The sequence below is a fragment of the Streptosporangium oxazolinicum genome (genome assembly GCF_039537505.1).
Lineage (GTDB): Bacteria > Actinomycetota > Actinomycetes > Streptosporangiales > Streptosporangiaceae > Streptosporangium > Streptosporangium oxazolinicum.
This window is the reverse complement of sequence record NZ_BAABAQ010000002.1, coordinates 732,723-754,108: the sequence shown is the minus strand read 5'-3', so window position 1 is coordinate 754,108 and position 21,386 is coordinate 732,723. Positions and strand designations below refer to the sequence as shown.

Here is a 21,386-nt window from a genome sequence, read left to right as displayed (position 1 = left end):
GATTTGTGATTCGATGTCGATACGGGATGGAGGTCGGTGTCAATTGGTGGTGCCGGTATGGTCGAATCTCTTCTCCAGGGTCGTGTGCAGCCACTCGGCCAGCTCGTTGGGAGTCGGAAGCTCAAGCACCAGGGTCGTCGGTGGCCGCAGTCCCGTCCGGGCGCCAAGCCGGTTGCTCAGCTCGACGGCCGTCAGCGAGTCGAACCCGGCGTCGAACAGCACCTGTGCCGTGTCGATCGCGCTGGGGGATTGATGCCCCAGCACCGTCGCCACCTCTGCTCTGACCATTTCGAGCAGCGTTTCGCGCCGGTCCGCCGGAGACATTTCCGCCAGCCGTTCCATCAGAGGCTCCCCCTTTTCGCGCTTTTCCCGGCCGGGCGGATCGAGTTTCGCGAGGACCAGCACCGCCTCGTCGGCCGCGAGCGCCGCGTCGAAGAGCACCACCCCCTCCCCGGTTGTCATCGGCCGCCCCCCGGTGCGTCCCAGCCTGGCGCGGTCAGCCCGGCTCAGCCCCGCCGTCAGGGCGCTCTCGGTGGCCCACAACCCCCATGCCAGAGAGGTCGCCGGCAGTCCGAGACCGCGCCGATGCTCCGCGAGAGCGTCGAGGAACGTATTGGCCGCCGCGTAGTTGCCCTGTCCCGGCTGTCCGACGACCCCCGAGAGCGAGGAGAACAGGACGAACGCGGAGAGGTCCTGTTCCCTGGTGAGGTCATGCAGATACCAGCTCGCATCGAGCTTCGGCCGCAGCACGGTGTCCAGCCGGTCCCGGGAGAGTCCCCCTACCGTGCTGTCGTCGATGATCCCCGCCATGTGCACGACACCCGTGAGCGGATGCTCGGACGGGATCTCGGCGAGCAGTCCCGCCAGCGCGTCACGGTCGGCCACGTCGCACGCGGCGACGGTGACATGCGCTCCCAGCCCGGCCAGTTCCTCGCGGAGTTCCGCGGTTCCCGCCGAGTCGCCCCCGCTCCGGCCGGCCAGCACCAGCCGCCGTACCCCGTGTGCCGTGACCAGCCGACGCGCGATCAGCGCGCCCAGTGTTCCCGTCCCGCCCGTGACCAGTACGGTTCCGTGCGGGGAGAAGGCGCTTCCCGTCCGTGCGGAGGGCGCCGGAGGTGCGTCCGGGGTCAGGCGGGGCGCGTAGGCCCGGCCGCCGCGCAGTGCCACCTGGGGCTCGCCCGTCGCCAGCACCGCCGCCACCGTGCGGTCCGGCTCGCCGTCACCGTCCAGGTCGAGCAGGACGACCCGGCCGGGATGCTCGGCCTGGGCCGAGCGGCCCAGCCCCCACACCGGCGCCGCGGCAAGACCACTCAGCTCGTCGTCGGCCGTCGCGCGCACCGCTCCCCGGGTGACCAGAACGATCTGACAGCGCGCCGGCCGGTCGTCGGCGAGGAACGCCTGAACGCGGGCGAGGGCGTCGCCGGTAATCGCGTGCGCCTCCGCCACGAGGTCGCCGTCTCCGCCGCGGCCGATCGGGCAGTCGACGACGAGAACGTCCGGGGCCCGCTCCCCGGCGAGCCCCACCGCCGCCTCGAAGGGGGCGATCCGCAGCGGTGCCGGATCGGAGGGCAGATCGATCTCCTCCCAGCGGACCCGGTGGATCCCACGCGCCGCCACCGTGCCGGCCGGATCGGTGAGTTCGGCGAGCTTGACCAGGGCCAGCGGACGCATCGTCAGCTCCGCCACGTCGGCCACCACGTCGTCGTTGGAATCGGTGATCGTCAGAGCCACCACGCCGGTCCGTACCGGACGTATCCGCACCCGCAGCGTCCCCGCGCGGGACCCGTACGTCCGCACCCCGCTCCAGGAGAACGGCAGCCGTATGTGGTCATCGGCTCGCCCGTCCCCGTCCGTGCCCGCCATGCGAAGGACGAGGGAGTGGAGGGTGGCGTCGAGAAGCGCGGGGTGAACGGTATAGCCACCGGTGTCGAGCGTGCCGACGGGTTCGACCTCCGCGTACAGCTCCTCGCCCCGCAGCCAGGCCGCTCGCAGACCGCGGAACGCGGGACCGTAGTCGAACCCGTACGCGGCCAGCCTGTCGTAGGCGGCGTCGGCGGTGACGGGTACGAGTCGCTCGGCCCCGTCCGGCGGCCAGGCGGACGGGCGCCCCGGCAAGTCCTCTCCCACACCGTCGTCTCCCGCGTCCGCCCGGGGGGCGGGGGTGAGGACGCCCTGGGCGAGCCTCATCCAGACCGGCTCGGTATGGCCGGCGCCGTCACCGGCCGGCCGGGCGTGGACGGTCAGCTTCCGCCGGCCGTTCTCGTCCGGGGCCTCCACCTTGACCTGCAGGTCGACGTCCCTGTCCGGCGGCAGCGCCAGCGGACGTTCCAGGACGAGATCGTCGAGCACCGGGGAGCCGAGCCGCCGCCCGATCTGAAGGGCGAGTTCGACGAGCGCCGTGGCGGGGAGCAGCGGGACGCCGGCGATCTCGTGGTCGGCGAGCCAGGGCTGAATCCGCTGTGACAGCGTGCCGGTGGCGACCACGCCGCCGTCGGCGAGCTCCACCAGGGTGTCGAGGAGAGGGTGGGGCCGGGGCGCGGCCGCGGCCGTCGCGGTGAGCCAGTAGCGGGTGTGCCGGAAGGCATAGGTGGGCAGTTCGCATGGGCGTGTCGCGGCGGGGAAGAACGCGGGCCAGTCCAGCCGCGCGCCCGCCACGTGCGCCTCTCCCAGGGCGGTGACCACCGACAGCGTCTCGGACCGCCCCCGCCGGAGCGTCGTGATCGTCCTGGGGGCGTCCAGCGTCGCGGTCACGCTGGGAGTGAGCGCGGGGCTCGGCGAGAGTTCCAGATAGGCGTCGACCCCGCGTTCCGCCAGGGTGCGGACGCCTTCGGCGAAGCGCACGGTCGCGCGGATGTGGCCGGCCCAGTAGTCCGGTGAACCCAGTTCGTCATCGGTGGCGAGCCTGCCGGTCACGTTCGACACGACCGGAATACGCGCCGGGGCGTACGACAGACCGGCCGCGATCCGCCGGAACTCAGCCAGCGCGCCGTCCATGTGCGGGGAGTGGAAGGCATGGCTGACCCGTAGCCGCGTCGTCCTGCGACCACGACTCCGCCACGACTCCGCCACGGCCAGCACGGTCGCCTCGTCCCCCGACACGACGACCGAACCGGGCGCGTTGACGGCCGCGATCGTCACCTCCCGGCCGTCGAAGGAGTCCAGCACCTCCTCCTCGGAGGAGTTCACGGCGACCATGGCGCCGTCCGCCCTGGCCGCCTGCATCAACCTGCCCCGTGCGGCCACGAGCGCGCATGCGTCGGGCAGCGACAGCACACCCGCGACGTGGGCCGCGGTGAGCTCACCCAGCGAGTGACCGATCAGGTGGCTCGGGCGCAGCCCCCAAGCCTCGAACAGCCGGTACAGCGCGACCTCGACCGCGAACAGCGCGGGCTGCGCGTACGCCGTCCGGTCCAGCAGGTCCAGAAGGAACAGTTGCTCCTCGCGCGCGAGGACGATATCGCGGAGGGGCCGGTCCAGATGCGCGTCGAACAACGCGCACGCCTCGTCGAAGGCAGCCGCGTAGATCGGATACGACATGTACAGTTCACGGCCCATGCCGGGACGCTGGGTGCCCTGCCCACCGAACAGCACGGCGACCGACCCGCCGGCGCCGGTGTTGCCTCCGGTGACCACCTCGGGAGCCGTCGCTCCGGAGCTCAGCGAACGCAGGCCCGCCATCAGCTCCTCCCGTGACTCGCCGACGACGGAGGCGCGGTGCGCGAAGGCCGTACGGGTGGTCGCCAGCGCCAGCCCCACCGACGCGGCGTCGTCCTTCCGCGCGTCGAGGTACCCGGCGAGCCGCGCCGCCTGCGCCCGCACACCGTCGGCGGTGGGCGCCGACACCAACCATGGGACGGGAGCCCGCGGTCCCGTGTCCGGCGCCGTCGCCGGGACGGACTGCTGGACGGGTGCCTCCGGGGCCTGTTCGAGGATGATGTGGGCGTTGGTGCCGCTGATGCCGAACGAGGAGACGCCCGCTCTGCGGGGGCGGCCGGTCTTGGGCCACGCCGTGGTCTCGGTGAGGAGTTCGACGGTTCCGGAGGACCAGTCGACGTGCGGGGTTGGTTTGTCCAGGTGCAGGATGCGGGGGAGGAGGTCGTGGCGCATGGCCATGACCATTTTGATGATTCCGGCGATGCCGGCGGCGGCCTGGGTGTGGCCGATGTTGGATTTCATCGATCCCAGCCGGAGGGGCCGGTGGGCGGGGCGGTCGTGGCCGTAGGCGGCGATGATGGCCTGTGCCTCGATGGGGTCGCCGAGCACGGTACCGGTGCCGTGTGCCTCGACGGCGTCCACGTCGGCGGGGGTGAGGCCGGCGTTGGTGAGGGCGGTTCGGATGACGCGTTGCTGGGAGGGGCCGTGGGGTGCGCTCAGGCCGTTGCTGGCTCCGTCCTGGTTGACGGCGGAGCCGCGGATGAGGGCCAGTACGGGGTGTTTGTTGCGTTGGGCGTCGGAGAGTCGTTCGAGGAGGAGGAGTCCGGCGCCTTCGCTCCAGGCGGTGCCGTCGGCGGTGGCGGCGAAGGGTTTGCAGCGTCCGTCGGGAGCCAGTCCGCGCTGTCGGCTGAACTCCACGAACATGCCGGGGGAGGCCATTATGGTGACGCCTCCGGCCAGGGCGAGGGTGCATTCGCCGCGGCGTAGTGCCTGGACGGCCAGGTGTATCGCCACCAGCGACGACGAGCAGGCGGTGTCCACCGTCACCGCCGGCCCCTCCAGGCCGAGGACGTAGGAGACACGGCCCGAGGCGACACTGGGCTCGGAACCGGTCAGGATGTACCCGTCACAGGCCTTGACCTGTGATCCCCCGAGGGAGGCGTACTCCTGCGGCATCACCCCGGTGAAGACACCCGTGTCGCCGCCGCGGAGGGAGGACGGGGATATGCCGGCTCGCTCCAGCGCCTCCCACGAGATCTCCAGCAGCACCCGCTGCTGGGGGTCCATCGCCAGGGCCTCACGCGGGTTGATGCCGAAGAAACCGGCGTCGAAGAGGTCGGCGTCGTGCAGGAAGCCACCCCGGAGGGTGTACGTCTTGCCCGACGCGTCGGAGTCCGGGTCGTAGAGCTCCTCCCCATTCCACCCGCGGTTGGCGGGGAACTCCGAGATCGCGTCCCGTCCCTCGGCGAGGAGCTCCCACAGCCCTTCGGGGGAGTCGGCGCCGCCGGGGAAACGGGAGGCCATCGAGACGATCGCGATCGGTTCCCGATCCCTCGCCTCGATCTCTCGAAGGCGCTGACGGGTCTGGTGCAGGTCGACGGTGACCTGCTTGAGATAGGCGCGAAGTTCGTCCGCGGTCGCCATGCGAGCTCAGTCCTTTCCGATGGAGTCGAATGACCGGCGCATTTCACAACCCCGCGTCGATGATCTGGAAGAGCTCGTCGTCGGAGGCCGAGCCGAGCTTCGTGGCGATGTCGTCCCGCGCTCCGCCGAGCCGTTCAAGGAAACCTTTGAGACGGGTCACGAGCTGTGCCCGGGTCTCGTCGTCGGGTGGCTCGGCCAGCACCCTCGACTCCAGTCGCTCCAGCTCGGCGAGCGGGGGCGGGTTCCGGTCCGGTTCCGGTGCGAGTTCGGCTCTGAGCCGCTCGGCGAGCGCGACCGGAGTGGGATGGTCGAAGATCACGCTGCTGGGGAGGCGGAGATCGAGGACGACACCGAGGCGGTTGCGGAACTCGACGGCGGTCAGCGAGTCGAATCCGGCGTCCTTGAACGCCTGGTCGTCGGCGATGGACGACGGGCTGGCATGGCCCAGCACCGTGGTGGCCTCGGCACGGACCAGCCGGGTCAGCTCGTTGTGCTGTTCGGTGCCGGACATGGCGGCCAGGCGTTGCCTCCACCGCCCGGCGGGAGAGGCGCCCGGTGTGACGACGGGGCGTGCGGCGCGGCGGGCCCGGACACCGGTCAGCTCGCGCAGGAGCGGTGGTGCCCCGGCGGTGCGGTCGAGCCGCGCGAGGACCGCCAGCGGGCCGCCGCCGGCGCAGGCCGAGTCAAAGAGGGCCAGGCCCCGCTCGGCCGAGAGTGGGGTCACGCCCGAGCGTGCCATGCCGGTCAGGTCGTTCCGGTCCAGCCACCCGGCCATGCCGCCGGTCCGCTCCCAGGGACCCCACGCGAGCGAGACGGCGGGAAGGCCGAGGGAGTGCCGGTACGCCGCGAGGGCGTCGAGGAAGGCGTTGGCCGCGGCGTAGCCGGCCTGGCCGGCGTTGCCGAGGATGCCCGCGACCGAGGAGAAGAGCACGAACGCGGTCAGGTCCAGCTCCTTGGTGAACTCGTGCAGGTGCCAGGCGGCGTCGGCCTTCGGGCGCATCACGCCACCGAGACGCTCGGGGGTCAGGGAGTGCAGGGTGCCGTCGTCGAGGACACCGGCGGCGTGCACGACCGCGGTCAGCGGATGTTCGGCGGGTACGGTGGCCAGCAGCGCGGCGAGGGCCTCGCGGTCGGCCACGTCGCACGCGGCGACGGTCACCTCCGCACCCGCCTCGGTGAGATCGGCCCGCAGTTCCGCGGCGCCGTCGGCTCCGAGGCCCCGTCGGCCGGCCAGCAGCAGTCGCCGCACCTCGTACCTGGAGACCAGATGGCGGGCGACCAGTCCGCCGAGGTCGCCGGTGCCGCCGGTGACCAGTACGGTGCCGTCCGGGTCCGGCCGCCAAGACGGCCCGTCGTCCGGTGGCGCCGACTCCCGTCCGGCGGTGCTCGCGATCCTCAGCCTCGGTGTGAGAACGGTTCCCTCGCGTACGGCCAGCTGCGGCTCCCCAGCCGCCGCGACGGCCAGCGCGGCGGGTAGCGTCCGCTCCGAGACGTTCTGATCGTCGATGTCGACCAGCACGATCCGGTCCGGGTGCTCCGACTGCGCGGCGCGTAGCAGTCCCCACACCGCCGCATGGGCGAGATCGCGGGCTCCCTCGTCGTCGCGGGTGGACACCGCACCCCAGGTGATCACGACCAGGCGTGCGGCGGTGAACCGGTCGTCGGTGAGCCAGTCCTGGACCAGGGTCAGCATCCGGCCGGTGGCGACGTGCGTCGCGGCTACCGGGAGACGGTCCCGGTCGGGAACGCAGACGACGAGCACCGCGTCCGGTACCGGTACGCCGGCGTCGACGGCCCTGCCCAAAGCCGCCAGGTCGGCGTACGCGGTGACCCGGATCTCCGGTGAGGAGAGGACAGAGGCCAGGCCGCGGTCCCCGCCGAGGACGGCCATCGTTCCCGGTCCCGGTTCCGCCGCCGGCGCGGGAGGCCACTCCAGGCGAAGAAGCGAGCCGTCGGTGGACCCGGGGGCGAGCAGCTCCACGCGGACCTGCCGGAACGTCAGCGACTCTGCGGAGAGGACCGGGGCGCCGGTGGCGTCGGCGACCGCCAGCGCCACCGAGCCGGGACCCGCCCGGGAGAGCCGCACCCTGGCGGGGAGCGTGTCGGCGTGCGATGTCACACCGGTCCATACGAACGGCAGGCGCGGGGCCGGCAGACCCGTGCCGTCCAGGACGAACGGGTGCAGCGCGGCGTCGAGGAGCGCGGGGTGGACGGTGAAGCCGGAGGTGTCCAGCCCGTCGGGCGGGGTGACCTCGGTGAAGAGCACCTCCCCGTCCTCCCAGGCGGCGAGCAGGCCCTGGAAGGCCGGCCCGTACTGGAGACCGGCCTCGGCGAGGCGCTCGTAGGCGTCGTCGAGACGGATCGGGCGGGCGCCGCCGGGTGGCCAGACCCCGGCGAGGCCGGAGAAGTCCGGGACGGGGCGTGCGGATCCGGACCCGGCCTCGGCCTCCGCGGAGAGCAGGCCTGTGGCGTGGAGGGTCCATTCGGTGTCGGCCGGTGCGTCATCCCGCCTGGATCGCACCGTGACGGGCTGGGGGGCCGTCTCGCCGGCCGGGGCGAGGATCACCTGGACCTGTACGCCGCCTCGCTCCGGTATGACGAGGGGTGCCTCGATGGTCAGCTCGTCGACGCGGTCACGGCCGGTGAGGCGGGCGGCGTGCAGCAGGATGTCCACGTAGGCGGTGCCAGGAAGGATCACGGTATCGGCGACGGTGTGGTCGGCGAGCCACGGATGGTCGTCGGGGGAGAGACGCCCGGTCAGCAGGAGGCCGCCGCCGGGGAGTTCGGCCATGGCGCCGAGCAACGGGTGGGCCGCCGGTTCCAGGCCCGCCGATCTCATATCCCCACCGGCGACGGTGGAGGAGGACCAGTACCGCCTGCGCTGGAAAGGGTAGGTGGGTAGCTCTACGGGTTCGGCCGGTGGCCCGGGATACGACGTCTGCCACGGGACGGCCATGCCGCCGGTGTAGCCCCCGGCGACCGAGGTCAGGAACCGGGTCATGCCGCCGTCGTCGCGTCGCAGTGATCCCACCACGAGCGCCTCCGGTGCGCTTTCCTGGATCGCGGCGGTCAGTACGGGGTGCGGGCTGATCTCGACGAAGGTGTCGTAGCCGCGTTCCAGCAGCCGGCGGATGGTGGGTGCGAACCGCACCTGCCGGCGTAGGTTGCGGTACCAGTAGGCGGCGTCGAGTTCGCGCGTGTCCAGTTCGTCGCCGGTGACGGTGGAGAAGAACGGCACGGTGCCGCCGGCCGGGGTGACGGAGGCGAGGGCGGTCAGCATGTCGTGTTTGACGGGGGTGACCGCTGCGGAGTGGGAGGCGTAGTCGATGGGGAGGCGGCGGGCGCGTATGCCGTCGGTTTCGCAGGTGGCGAGCAGGGCGTCGAGGGGGGCGGGGGCGCCGGAGACGACGACGGAGGCCGGGCCGTTGACGACGGCGATGGCCAGGTGCCCGGGTTGGCGGGCGGTGGCCCGTCGGATGAGGCGTTCGACCTGGTCGATGGGGAGGGGGAGGGATACCATGCCGCCGGTGCCGGCCAGTTTGGTCAGGGCCTGACTGCGCAGGGCGACGAGGCGGGCGGCTTCGGCAAGGGGCAGGGCGCCGGCCACGTACGCGGCGGTGATCTCTCCTTGGGAGTGTCCGATGACGGCGTCGGGGTGGATGCCGTGGGCTTGCCAGAGGGCGGCCAGGGAGATCATGACGGCGAACAGCGCCGGTTGCACGACGTCGGCTCGGTCGTAGCCGGGGGCGGTCGGCGCGCTGTGGAGTACGTCGTGCAGGTCCCAGGGCACGTGGGGGGCGAGGGCTTGGCCGCATCGTTCGATGTGCCGGCGGAAGACGGCGGAGGAACGCAGGAGGTCGAGGGCCATTCCGGTCCATTGGGGGCCTTGCCCGGGGAAGACGAAGGCGGTGAGGCCGGTGCGTCTGGTGGCGGTGCCGGTGATGAGGGCGGGGTCGGGGCGGCTGTGAATGAGGGCGTCGAGTGCGCGGAGCATGGTGGGCTGGTCGGGCGCGAGGAGGACGGCTCGGTGGTCGAAGGGGGTGCGGGTGGCGAGGGTGCGGCCGATGGCGGTCAGGTCGCCGCCGGGAGTGGTGGTGATGTGGGTGCGGATGTTGTGGGCGTGGGTGCGGAGGGCTTGTTCGTCGCGGGCGGAGATGGGCCACACGGCGACTTCCCGGTCGTCCTGGCTCGCGGGCGCCGGGTCGGTGGTTTCGCGGGGGGCCTGTTCGAGGATGATGTGGGCGTTGGTGCCGCTGATGCCGAACGAGGAGACGCCCGCTCTGCGGGGGCGGCCGGTCTTGGGCCACGCCGTGGTCTCGGTGAGGAGTTCGACGGTTCCGGAGGACCAGTCGACGTGCGGGGTTGGTTTGTCCAGGTGCAGGATGCGGGGGAGGAGGTCGTGGCGCATGGCCATGACCATTTTGATGATTCCGGCGATGCCGGCGGCGGCCTGGGTGTGGCCGATGTTGGATTTCATCGATCCCAGCCGGAGGGGCCGGTGGGCGGGGCGGTCGTGGCCGTAGGCGGCGATGATGGCCTGTGCCTCGATGGGGTCGCCGAGGACGGTACCGGTGCCGTGTGCCTCGACGGCGTCCACGTCGGCGGGGGTGAGGCCGGCGTTGGTGAGGGCGGTTCGGATGACGCGTTGCTGGGAGGGGCCGTGGGGTGCGCTCAGGCCGTTGCTGGCTCCGTCCTGGTTGACGGCGGAGCCGCGGATGAGGGCCAGTACGGGGTGTTTGTTGCGTTGGGCGTCGGAGAGTCGTTCGAGGAGGAGGAGTCCGGCGCCTTCGCTCCAGGCGGTGCCGTCGGCGGTGGCGGCGAAGGGTTTGCAGCGTCCGTCGGGAGCCAGTCCGCGCTGTCGGCTGAACTCCACGAACGCGCCGGGGGAGGCCATTATGGTGACGCCTCCGGCCAGGGCGAGGGTGCATTCGCCGCGGCGTAGTGCCTGGACGGCCAGGTGTATCGCCACCAGCGACGACGAGCAGGCGGTGTCCACCGTCACCGCCGGCCCCAGCAGTCCGAGCACGTACGCGATCCGGCCGGAGATCACGCTGGTCGTGTGACCGGTCAGCAGGTAGCCCTCCGCGCCGTCGGCAGGCTCGTGCAGGCGGGGACCGTACTCCTGGGGCATGGCGCCGACGAACACCCCGGTGGAGGAGGAACCCAGGGAGTGAGGCGGGATGCCGGCTCGCTCCAGCGCCTCCCACGAGATCTCCAGCAGCACCCGCTGCTGGGGCTCCATCGCCGCCGCCTCGCGTGGGCTGATCCCGAAGAAGTCGGCGTCGAAGAGGTCGGCGCCGTACAGGAACCCGCCCCGTCGCGTATATGAGGTGCCCGGAGTGTCGGGGTCGGGGTTGTACAGGCGATCGAGATCCCAGCCCCGGTTGTCAGGGAACGTCCCGATGGCGTCTCGCTCTTCGATCAGCAGCTTCCACAGGTCCTCGGGGGAGTTGACCCCGCCGGGATAACGGCAGCCTATCGAGACGATCGCCAGCGGCTCCTCCGCCGCCCCGGCCTGCGTGACCTCTGAGGCGGCCTCCCCGAACCCGGTCGTACGACGGGCTACGCCGCTCACCGCGACGCCGATCTCATCGGGCATGTGATGGTCCTTCTCGTATCGAGGTACGTGGCCTCGTCACCACATGAACTGGCCGCCGTCTACGATGAGCTTTTGACCGGTTATGTACCGGGCGGCGTCACCGATCATGAATTCCAGTGCGCTCGCCATCTCGTCGGGTGATCCGATCCGGCCTTGCGGGATGCCGGTGAACATGCTGTCGCGGTGCTCGGGTGCCGCGGTTCGGCAGCGCATCTGCATGTCCTCGGTGTCGATCATCCCGGGGATCAGGCAGTTCACCCGGATGGTCGGTGCCAACTCCAGGGCCAGGCACTTGGTCAGATGCAGCAGCCCGGCCTTGCTGGCGCAGTAGTTGGCGCCGTTGAACCTCGGCCGGATGCCGGTCGTGGCGCCGACGTTGACCACGGACCCGCCGCCGGCCGTCAGCATGGCGGGGGCGAACGCCTGGGTCAGATAGAAGGGCGCGGAGAGGTTGGCGTCCAGGACGGTGTGCCAGTCGTCGTCCGTCAGTTCCAGAAAGGGACGGTCGATGTTACGCCCCGCGTTGTTGACCAGTACGCGCGGGGTGCCGTGGTCGCGGAGGATTTCCGCGGCGGTGTGGCGGGCAGCCGAGGGGACGGAGACGTCACAGGGGATCGCGGTAAATCCGTCGGGCAGCATGGCCCTGGCGGTTTCGGCGGCACCCTTGTCGTGCCTGAAGAGGGCTACCACCTGGTATCCCAGTTCTGTCAAGCGCTGGCTGAACGAGAGTCCGATCCCCTTTGTTCCGCCGGTGACGACGGCCAGCGGCTTTGCCGATGACAGGCTGTTCATCGAGATCTCATCTCCGGTGCGGTGTGAATAATGAGTGCCGATATATATTTCAGACAGGACCGACCGGTTATTGGACGATAGCGTCCGCCTCGATTTCGACCAGCAGGGCGGGATCGGCCAGAGCGGATATCTCGACGAAGGTGGTGGTCGGCCGGATGTCCGCGAAGACGGCCACATGGGCCCTGGCCACGGCGTTGAAGTCGGCGATGTCTGTCAGGTAGACGCGCGTGCGCACCACATCGGAAGCGCTCGCTCCGGCTTCACGCAGCGCATTGACTATCCTGTCAAGGATTTCGGCTGCCTGTTTTCCGGCGTCGCTCCCTCCGATAGGGCCGTTTGGGGCACCCGCGGTAGTACCAGAGACGAAGACGAATGGGCCTGTGCGTACTGTGCGTGAGTAACCGACCAATGATTCGTATGGGGATCCAGAGGAAAACAGCTGCCGTGAGGGGGCTGATGACACGGAACGCTCATTCATGTCAGTAAGCTTGTGTAGGCATCATGGCGATGTCAATTTAAGATTGAAACATGGAAGGCATAAGCAAGGGCTTCATGATGGATTTGCGTCGCCTGCGCGTCTTGCGAGAGCTGCGTGATCACGGTAGCGTAACCGCCGTTGCCGAAATACTTCATCTGACCCCTTCAGCGGTTTCCCAGCAGATCGCCAAACTCTCCCGCGAGTTTGGTATTCCGCTGACCGTTCGTTATGGACGTCGCGTACGAATCACCGACCAGGCTCAGCTGCTGCTCGAACACGCAGAGATGATCTCCTGGCACATCAAGAACGCGCATGCCGACCTGATGGCGTACGAGGAGGGGAAGGTCGGCAGCGTCCTGGTCGGAGGACTCTCCTCGGCGATCAGGGATGTGATCGCCCCGGCCCTGAGCGAGCTGGGCCGTACCGATCCGGGGGTGAACGTCCTGGTGCGCGAGGCCGAGCCACCCGGCTGCTTCGCCGATCTTGAGATGGGCAACCTCGACATCGTCGTCGCCGGCGAGCACCGGAACAGCCCGATCCGCTCCGATGTCCGTTACACCCGGGTCGACCTGCTCGCCGACCCGCTCTACGCCGCCCTGCCGCTGAACCATGTCTTCGCCACGCGGGACTCGGTCGAGCTCGCCGACCTGGCCGCTGAGCCGTGGATCGTCGGTATGGACGGCGACCCGTACGCGGACGTGGTGCGGGCCGCATGCATGATGGTGGGCTTCACTCCGGACGTGCGGCACCGCGTCAGCGAGTGCTCTGCGGCACTCGCCCTGGTCGCCGTGGGCAGGGGGGTCGCGCTGGTGCCCAGCCTCGCCATGGCCGTCCAGCCGCCCGGTACGGTTCTGCTGCCGTTGTGCGGCCCTCCGGTCACCCACACTCTGTATGCGGTGCTCCGCGCGGGATCCCAACGTATCCCTACGTACCGGACAGTGCTGGACGCCTTGCGCGGTATCGCTCACACGGTCGGTGCGACAGACGGGTCGCGCTGCCGGCGCTCAATCGCGTACAGGTGTGAGCCAGCCGAGTCCGGTGAAGTCCAGGCCCGTCGTGGCCTGGCGGAACGCTCGGGAGAGGGTGTCGAAGACCGGCCGGCAGGCGGGGAGGTCATGGTCGCCGATCGAGGCGACCGGAACCAGCTCGCTGGCCGTGCCGGTGAGGAACACCTCGTCGGCCGTGAGCAGATCCCGCACCTCCACGGGCTCCTCGACCGTCGGCATGCCGATCTTGCGGGCGATCACCAGCACCGTGTCGCGGGTGATGCCGGGTAGCAGGCTGTCCGTGAGCCAGGGGGTGATCAGGCGGCCCCCGCGCACCAGGAACACGTTGGCCACGCTCGCCTCGGCCACCCGCCCGGACTCCGGGTCGAGCTGGATCGCGTCGTCGTATCCGGCCTTGGCCGCCTCGGTCCTGGCCAGTGCCGAGACCACGTACATGCCGGTCGCCTTGGCGCCCGGCGGGAACGTCGCGGGTGACGGGCGACGCCACGTGGAGATCATGAGCCGGGCCGGTGGAGCGGTCGGCGGCCGGAACGAGGTCGCCGGCCAGACCTCGACGGCCAGGGTGAACGGCGTGCCGGACAGGTCGATCGACAGGATCGGATCGGCTGTGAACAGCGCGGGCCGGACGTAGCACCGGGGCAGCCCGCTCGCCGCCGCGGCCGCCAGGACGTCGGCCTCCAGCCGCTCGATCCCGTAGTCGTGCGCCATGCCGAGCAGCGCCGCCGACCGCAGCAGCCTGGTCAGGTGCTCCTCCAGCCGGAACAGCGCGGGGCCGTCCTGTGTCAGGTAGCAGCGGATGCCTTCGAAGACGGCTGTGCCGTGCTGCATGCTGCTGCCTCCGAACGGGATGCGCCGCTCGCTCACCGAGCCGTCCCAGAACGTGAGTACGGACGCCGAAGCCATGCCCATGATGTCTCTTCCCTCCTCGAGGCTAGCTACGACGCTAGAAGTCGATCACGTCCTCGCCAATACGACCAACGTCGCATTACGACTCGGTCGATTGGTCGGATGCGGCGGCTCGGCTCCGGCACCGAGACTCGTCAGCAGTCGATGTCACCGACCTGAAGGATCGTCCATGTCGCACCGCCTGATCGCTTTCCTGTCCGATGTGGGAGCCAACGACGAGGCCACCGCCCTGTGCAAGGGGCTCATGCTGAGCATCGCTCCCGGCGCGACCATTGTCGACATCACCCACGCGGTGACGCCGTTCGACATCCGCGAGGGCGCGCTCTTCCTGGAGGACGTTCCCGCGTCCTTCCCGGCGGAGACCATCATCGCCGCCTACGTCTATCCGCAGACCGGCACCGACACCCGATGCGTCGTCGTGCGCAACGAGAAGGGCCAGCTCCTGGTCGCGCCGAACAACGGGCTGCTCACCTTCGCGATCGAGTCCGTGCCTGCGGTCGAGGTGTACGAGGTGACCTCGCCCGACGTGATGCACCAGCCGGTCACTCCCACCTGGTACGGCAAGGACGTGGTGGCCGCCTGTGCGGGACACCTCGCGGCGGGGGTGCCGATCGACGCGGTCGGGCCCGCACTGGACTCGGCCGGCCTTGTGCGCCTGTCGCACACACAGGCGAGCCGGGCCGCGGGCGGCGGCGCCGAAGGTGAGATCACCCGTATCGACAAGAACTTCGGGAACGTGTGGACCAACGTGCCCGGTGCCCTCCTCGGCACTTCGGAGGAGATGCGCGCCGGGATGCTGCGGGTCGTTTTGGACGGTGAGACGCTGGAGATCCCGTTCCGCGACACCTTCGGCGAGGTCGGGGTTGGTGAGCCGCTGGCGTATGTCAACAGCAGGGGCAAACTGGCGCTCGGCCTCAACCAGGGCAGCTTCGTCGAGAAGTGGGATATCGTCCCGGGAGCCCAGATCACCGTGACGCTGAGCTGAGGCTGAGATGTCCATAGGGGTCATCGGTGGCAGCGGGCTCTACGACCTGCCAGGGCTGACCGCGGTCGAGGAGGTCCGGCTCGGCTCGCCGTACGGCGAGCCGAGCGGGCCGCTGATGGCCGGGACGCTGGCCGGTCGGCGGGTCGTGTTCCTGTCCAGGCACGGCCGGGGACACACCCTGTCCCCGGCCGAGGTTCCGGCACGGGCCAACATCCACGCGCTGAAGAGCGTCGGCGTCCGCCAAATAGTCAGCGTCAGCGCGGTGGGCAGCCTCCGTGAGGAACTCGCACCCGGTGACGTCGTGGTTCCCGACCAGATCGTGGACCGCACCCGTGGCACGCGCGCCTCGACGTTCTTCGGCGGCGGCGTGGTCGCGCACGTCTCCTTCGCGGATCCCTTCTGCGCGCGGCTGCGGCCTCTGCTCGCCGAGGCCGCCAGGTCGGCCGGGGCCCGTACACACGACACGGGCACCTACTGCTGCGTGGAAGGCCCGCAGTTCTCCACCCGTGCCGAGTCCGACCTCTACCGGTCGTGGGGGATGGACGTCATCGGTATGACCGCGTTGCCGGAGGCCAAGCTCGCCCGCGAGGCCGAGCTCTGCTACGTGGGGCTCGCGCTGGTGACGGACTACGACTGCTGGCGACGGGACGACCCCGGTACGGTGAGCGCGCACGCCGTGGCCGACGTGATGCGGCGCAACGTCGACCTGGCCAGGGAGGCCGTCGTCCGGCTCGTGGAAAGGCTGCCGGACGACTTCACCTGTCCCTGCCAGGAGGCGCTCGGCGATGCGGTCATGACCGGTCCGGAGGTGGCCGTGCCCGGACATGCGCGCTGGCTGTTGCGCAAGGAGACCCGGGTCTGACTCAGCCGGACTGGTTGGAGGGGTGTCGCCGGTCCACGTCGGGAATCCAGGTCCGCTGATCGTTTTGGGCGGGCAGCGTGGGCGCGGGCATCAAGGCGAGCAGCCGCCCGAGGTTCGCACTGGTGTTACGCCGGTCCCACACGATCGACCAGGGGTACGGCACCTCCGGTCCCGTGAGCGGGATCCGGCGTAACCCGGAGTCACCCGCCAGGCGGATACCGGCCTCCCCGAGCGCCACCGCGTGCCGCTCGCGGTGGATCTGCTCGATGAGGTGCTCGATGCCGAGCGCGGGCTCGTTGTAATGCAGCGGGATGCCGAAGTAGCGGGCGAACCGGGCCAGGTAGCCCCGCCACTCGGACGCCTCGCCGGGGTCGGGCATCGCGACTCCGGCCCCTCGCAGGTCGTGCGGTTTCAGGACGGGCCGGTCGGCCAGCCGGTGCGTCAACGGCACGTACACGTGGATGGGCTCCAGGTGGACCAGCCGGTGCTGCAGGGTGCTCGGCCACGGCTGCCCCAGATCGTGCACGCGCCCGAACCCCGCGTCGATCTCACGGCCGCGTACGGCCCGCACGGCGACCGGGAACGCCTGCCGCATGCTCGCCTCGATCTGGAGGCCGGGTTCGCGCTCGCTGACGGCGCGGACGATTCGCAGCGGGGTGAACCGCTCGTCGTGGATGTCGATCAGCAACCGCCCCCCGGTGTCCTTGGCCGTCTGGACCGCGTTGTCGAAGGCGTCCACGGCCTCCTTGACGAGCGGGAGCAGCCGCCTGCCCGAGGCCGTCAGCACGACGCGGCGGGTGGTGCGCTCGAACAACGTGACCGACAGGGCGTCCTCCAGCCGTCGGATGCGTTTTGACAGCGCCTGCTGCGACAGGAACAGACGCTCGGCCGCCCTGGTGAAGTGCAACTCCTCGGACGCGACCACGAAGGCGCGCATTCCCTGCAGATCCGCATCCATTCCAGCAATCTACAACGTTGAGATGTCAATCGCGTGGAAAACGTTGTTGGACAGGGATGTCCGGCCACCGGTTTCCTAGGGATATGCGATTCACTTCTCGAAGCACGCTCAGGGCCGCCCAAGCGCCCGCGCACATGGGAATGGACCTGCTGTCCCAGCGGCTGCTCCGCCAGCGCATCATTGTGCTGGGACAGCAGGTGGACGACGAGATCGCCAACCGTATCTGTGCCGAGATGCTGCTGTTGTCGGCCGAGGACAGCAAGAGCGACATCCAGCTGTACATCAACTCGCCCGGTGGCTCGGTGACGGCCGGCATGGCCATCTACGACATCATGCAGTACATCCCCAATCACGTCTCTACGTTGTCAATGGGCTTCACCGCCTCCATGGGCCAGTTCCTGCTCTGCGCCGGTACCCCCGGTAAGCGCAGGGCCCTCCCGCACGCCCGGATCCTCATGCACCAGCCGTCCGGTGGCATCGGCGGCACGGCGTCCGACATCAAGATCCAGGCCGAGCAGATGCTCTTCACCAAGAAGGTGGTGCAGGAGCGCATCTCCTTCCACACCGGCCAGCCGGTCGATCGGATCGAGATCGACTCCGACCGCGACCGCTGGTTCACGGCCGAGGAGGCCAGGGACTACGGCATCGTCGACGAAGTGGTGTCCTCGACGCCCAGCTTGACCTAAGGAGACCTCCCATGTATCCGATCGACAACCGGTACGTCCTGCCCTCGTTCGTGGAACGCACGTCGTACGGGGTCAAGGAGATGAACCCCTACAACAAGCTCTTCGAGGAGCGGATCATCTTCCTCGGGGTGCAGATCGACGACGCGTCCGCGAACGACGTGATGGCCCAGTTGCTCACGCTGGAGTCACTCGACCCGGACCGCGACATCCAGGTGTACATCAACTCGCCCGGTGGCTCCTTCACGGCCATGACGGCGATCTACGACACCATGCAGTTCGTCAAGCCCGACGTCCAGACGGTCTGTATCGGCCAGGCTAACTCGTCGGCCGCGGTGCTGCTGTGCGCCGGCGCCCCCGGTAAGCGGGCCGCGCTGTCGAACGCCCGCATCCTGATCCACCAGCCCTCGATCGAGAGCACGTACGGCCAGGCCAGTGACATGGGGATCCAGGCCCGTGAGATCATACGGGTCCGCGAGCATCTGGAGACGATCCTGGCCACGCACACTGGTCAGCCGCTGGAGCAGGTCCGCAACGACATCGAGCGCGACAAGATCCTCACCGCCGAGGAGGCCAAGGCGTACGGGCTCATCGACGAGGTGTTCGGCAGCCGGAAGCGGCAGGGGCGGGCTATCACCCAGTTCGGTTGACCCAGGCCGAACCGAGGTCCGTTCCACGGGCCACGGAAGCCGATCCGGGGTGGTGGCCGGCGAGACCCGGGAGTGGCAGGTGACCGAGCGCCAGGCCGATTGACTGGCGCTCGGCACCGCAGGGCGGTCGCCGATCAAGGTATGTCCTGGGGCGAACCACGGTTGCGTCAATCCGAGATCACCAGGCGGGGCGTGTTCCTAGCGTCGCGCCATGCGACCCATCCAGATCGCCCCTGGGGTATGGCAAGTCCCCTTCCCCGTCGGGCACGTCTACATCGTGCGCCTGTCCGACGGATACGCCCTGATCGACACAGGCGTGCCGGGATCCGCCCCCGCGATCCTCGACGCCCTGGCGCGGCTCGGAGGTCACCCCCGGGACCTGCGGCAGATCGTGCTGACCCACTCTCACCTCGACCACATGGGCTCGGCTGCCGATCTCGTCGCGGCCACCGGCGCCGACGTCCTGGCCGGAGCCGCGGACGCTCCGTTCATCCGCGGTACGCTCCCCGAACCCGAACCGGCGTTCACCACCTCGGAACGCGTCTTCTACGAGCAGATCGCGGCGGGTCTCGCCGAGGCGAACCTGCCACCCCTGCTGAATGTGGGGGTGGACGTGGAACTGGACGACGGCGACACCCTTGGCGGCTGGGCCGAGCCCGTCCGTGTTCTGCACGTGCCCGGTCACACGCCGGGAAGTATCGCGCTCCACCTCCCGCACAGCGGCGTGCTGTTCCCGGGCGACCTCATCGCCGTCATGGAGGGGCAGGTGATCCTCGGACCGTTCAACGTGGTCAGGGAAGAGGCCGTCGCCTCCTTCACGCGCCTGGCGGAGCTGAACGTGGAGACACTGTGCGTGCCGCACGGGGAGCCGGTCGCGGAGGGCGCGGGCGTGCTGTTGAAAGGGGCCACTCCGGAGAAGGACTGGCTGTGAGGCGCGGATAGGGCGATCCCGGGCGGCCCGTTTACGGGTGTCACCTTTCGCCCGGTGAGGAGTCCCACCTTCGTGCGATGCCCCGGCAGGGGGTTCCACGGCACGCTGGTGGAGTGACCGAATCAAATGGCCGCGTGGCCGTCGTCACCGGTGCCCGGCAGGGCATCGGCCGGCGGATCGCAGAAGTGCTCGCCGTCCAGGGTTACGACCTGGCACTCATCGACGAGATCCCCCCCGATGCCACCGTGCAGGCGCTGAAGGACACCGGGGTCTCCGCTCTCGGTATCGTGGCCGACGTCTCCCGGGAGGAGGACGTGGAGGCCGCGATCACCACCGCGCTGGATCGTTTCGAACGGCTCGACGTACTGGTGAACAACGCCGGAATCAGCCTCATCGAGGCGGCGGAGAAGACCACCCCCACACAGTGGCGACGTGTTCTCGACGTCAACCTGACCGGCCCCTTCCTGCTCTGCAGGGCGTTCGCGGCGGGATTGCTGGAGACGGGACGCCACGGTTCGATCGTCAACGTCTCCTCGATCGCCGGGGTGGGCGGTATCCCGGATCGAGCGGCGTACAACGCCAGTAAGCACGGCCTGCTCGGGCTGACCCGGACGCTCGCCCTCGAATGGGGAGCGCGCGGTATCCGGGTCAATGCCGTCTGTCCCTCGTTCGTCACGACCGAGATGGACACGGCCGACATGGACTCGGGTGCCTACACCGAACAGGACATCCTCCAACGCGGGCCGCTCGCCCGGTTCGCCATGCCCGGCGATGTGGCCGAGGCGGTGGCGTTTCTGGCCGACGATTCGCGCAGCGGATTCATCAACGCCGTGGCCCTGCCCGTGGACGGTGGCTGGCTCGCGGACTCGGGCTGGACGTCTCTGCGCATGAGCAAGCGGTGATGTTCCACCATGAAGGGGTCCTCTTCGAGGAAGGCTCAAGGAAGAGGTTAGAAGGGGGAGGCCGGGCCCTTCGGCAGCACGGGCAGGCTGAGCAACTGGTGGACGAGGGTTCCGTCCATCCAGGTCAGCCGGTTCGGGTCGGTGCCGAGGGCCAGATCGGGAAACCGGTCGATCAGCCGGCCGATGGCTATCTCGCCTTCCAGCCGGGCGAGGGGGGCACCGAGGCAGTAGTGGATGCCGTGCCCGAATCCGAGATGCCCCGCGGAATGCCGGGTGATGTCGAGCCGATCCGGGTCCGGGAACTGGTCGCCGTCGTGGTTGGCGGCCTGGTAGGAGACGAAGACGAACTCCCCTTCGGGGATCTCCACGCCGCCGACCCTCACGGGCGCGTCGGTGTAGCGGAGCATGGACATGGACGCCGGGCCGTCGAACCGCATGAACTCGTCGATGGCCCCGGGCAGCAGTGCGGGGTCGGATCGGAGCAGCGCGAACTGGTCGGGATTGCGCAGCAGCGCGAGCGTACCGTTGGTGATGAGGTTGACGGTCGCCTCGAATCCGGCCACCAGCAGAAAGTAAACCATCGCCGGTAACTCGTCGTCGCCGATGTTGTGCGCCTCATGGTCCCGGAGTAGCGAACTGATCAGGTCGTCGCCGGGGGTGGCGCGTTTGACCTCGATGATGGCGTTGACGTCCTCGAGGATGCCCAGGGCGGTCGCCGCGGCTTCCTCGGTGTCGGAGAACCGGGGAAGCACTTCCGCCCAGCGGTGCAGCCTGCCCATCTCCGAGTCGGGGATGCCGAGCAGGTCGCAGATGGTCATCATCGGCAGCGGGAGCGCGAAAGCGGAGATCAGGTCGACCTGGTCCTGTCCCTCCATCGCGTCCAGCAGCGTCGAGACGGTCGCCTCGATCTTGGGGCGGAACCGCTCTATCGCCTTGACGGACAACGGCCTGCTGACGAGCCTGCGAAGCCGCGTGTGGTCGGGCGGATCGACGTTGAGCATGTGCGCCGCCAACCGGCCGCCGATCAGCGGCCATTTGACGCCGGCCTTGTGGTTGTAGAGCTCCACGGCACCTCGGACGTCCTTGACGACGTGGGGGTCGGCCAGGATCGTCTTGGCGTCCTCGTATCGAGTGACCAGCCAGAGACGGCGTCCCTCCGGGACGTAGGGCGGGCGTGGATCGCTCTCGGCGCGCACACCATAGTAAAGAGGATGAATCGGGCAGATAAGCTCTTCGCCGGGCATCAGCAGGTACGGGTCCTGGTCCGCGGTCACGGTGACTCCTGTCGTGGGGGAAGTTCCGGCCGGACGCTCACCGGCCGACCTGCCGGACCGC

14 protein-coding genes and 1 pseudogene are annotated in these 21,386 nt (G+C 69.6%); 7 read left to right on the top strand and 8 right to left on the bottom strand.

Going from position 1 to position 21,386, the window contains the following annotated elements; translation table 11 throughout:
- Nucleotides 1-39: 39 nt before the first annotated feature.
- From ABD817_RS08340 to ABD817_RS08320, 5 genes are all read right to left on the bottom strand, one after another.
- Nucleotides 40-5,298 (bottom strand): type I polyketide synthase, encoded by a 5,259-nt coding sequence (locus tag ABD817_RS08340; RefSeq protein WP_344916709.1) that lies wholly within the window; start codon nt 5,296-5,298, stop codon nt 40-42.
- 43 nt (nt 5,299-5,341) lie between these two features.
- Nucleotides 5,342-10,897, bottom strand: coding sequence for a type I polyketide synthase (locus ABD817_RS08335; RefSeq protein WP_344916707.1), 5,556 nt, complete (start codon nt 10,895-10,897; stop codon nt 5,342-5,344).
- 36 nt (nt 10,898-10,933) lie between these two features.
- Nucleotides 10,934-11,689: an SDR family NAD(P)-dependent oxidoreductase gene (locus ABD817_RS08330; RefSeq protein ID WP_344916705.1), complete on the bottom strand. Its 756-nt coding sequence runs from the start codon at nt 11,687-11,689 to the stop codon at nt 10,934-10,936.
- 67 nt (nt 11,690-11,756) lie between these two features.
- Nucleotides 11,757-12,167 (bottom strand): RidA family protein, encoded by a 411-nt coding sequence (locus tag ABD817_RS08325; RefSeq protein ID WP_344916703.1) that lies wholly within the window; start codon nt 12,165-12,167, stop codon nt 11,757-11,759.
- Between the two features lie 32 nt (nt 12,168-12,199).
- The gene (locus ABD817_RS08320; RefSeq protein ID WP_344916701.1) at nt 12,200-12,322 is read right to left on the bottom strand and encodes a hypothetical protein; all 123 of its coding nucleotides are present in this window, start codon (nt 12,320-12,322) and stop codon (nt 12,200-12,202) included.
- Between ABD817_RS08320 and ABD817_RS39560 the strand changes: the two are divergent.
- Nucleotides 12,269-13,063: pseudogene (locus ABD817_RS39560) on the top strand (LysR family transcriptional regulator); the annotation flags it as partial. The gene ABD817_RS08320 and the pseudogene ABD817_RS39560 sit on opposite strands and share 54 nt — an antisense overlap.
- A 108-nt stretch (nt 13,064-13,171) precedes the next feature.
- Here ABD817_RS39560 and ABD817_RS08305 read toward each other — a convergent pair.
- Nucleotides 13,172-14,083: an aminotransferase class IV gene (locus tag ABD817_RS08305; protein WP_344916695.1), complete on the bottom strand. Its 912-nt coding sequence runs from the start codon at nt 14,081-14,083 to the stop codon at nt 13,172-13,174.
- Between the two features lie 166 nt (nt 14,084-14,249).
- Here ABD817_RS08305 and ABD817_RS08300 point away from each other — a divergent pair, with 166 nt between their 5' ends.
- Together ABD817_RS08300 and mtnP are read left to right on the top strand one after the other, a co-directional pair.
- Nucleotides 14,250-15,065, top strand: a complete 816-nt coding sequence (locus ABD817_RS08300) for an SAM hydrolase/SAM-dependent halogenase family protein (RefSeq protein ID WP_344916693.1) — start codon at nt 14,250-14,252, stop codon at nt 15,063-15,065.
- Nucleotides 15,066-15,072: 7 nt separating this feature from the next.
- Complete coding sequence (gene mtnP / locus ABD817_RS08295; RefSeq protein ID WP_344916691.1) at nt 15,073-15,927, top strand: S-methyl-5'-thioadenosine phosphorylase; 855 nt, start codon at nt 15,073-15,075, stop codon at nt 15,925-15,927.
- Nucleotide 15,928: 1 nt separating this feature from the next.
- On the opposite strand, the gene ABD817_RS08290 is transcribed toward mtnP, so the two are convergent.
- Nucleotides 15,929-16,885, bottom strand: a complete 957-nt coding sequence (locus ABD817_RS08290) for a LysR family transcriptional regulator (protein ID WP_344916689.1) — start codon at nt 16,883-16,885, stop codon at nt 15,929-15,931.
- Nucleotides 16,886-17,019: 134 nt separating this feature from the next.
- Between ABD817_RS08290 and ABD817_RS08285 the strand changes: the two genes are divergently transcribed.
- The 4 genes from ABD817_RS08285 (at nt 17,020) to ABD817_RS08270 (ending at nt 20,051) form a co-directional block, all read left to right on the top strand.
- Complete coding sequence (locus ABD817_RS08285; protein ID WP_344917241.1) at nt 17,020-17,571, top strand: ClpP family protease; 552 nt, start codon at nt 17,020-17,022, stop codon at nt 17,569-17,571.
- Nucleotides 17,572-17,582: 11 nt separating this feature from the next.
- Entirely contained in the window at nt 17,583-18,218 is a 636-nt protein-coding gene (locus tag ABD817_RS08280; RefSeq protein ID WP_344916687.1) for an ATP-dependent Clp protease proteolytic subunit, read from the top strand.
- Nucleotides 18,219-18,429: 211 nt separating this feature from the next.
- A complete protein-coding gene (locus ABD817_RS08275) occupies nt 18,430-19,149 on the top strand; it encodes an MBL fold metallo-hydrolase (protein WP_344916685.1) in 720 nt (239 codons plus the stop codon).
- Between the two features lie 113 nt (nt 19,150-19,262).
- Entirely contained in the window at nt 19,263-20,051 is a 789-nt protein-coding gene (locus ABD817_RS08270) for an SDR family NAD(P)-dependent oxidoreductase (protein WP_344916683.1), read from the top strand.
- Nucleotides 20,052-20,098: 47 nt separating this feature from the next.
- Here the strand turns inward: ABD817_RS08270 and ABD817_RS08265 are convergent, their stop codons facing one another.
- The gene (locus ABD817_RS08265; protein WP_344916681.1) at nt 20,099-21,325 is read right to left on the bottom strand and encodes a cytochrome P450 family protein; all 1,227 of its coding nucleotides are present in this window, start codon (nt 21,323-21,325) and stop codon (nt 20,099-20,101) included.
- Nucleotides 21,326-21,386 lie beyond the last annotated feature (61 nt).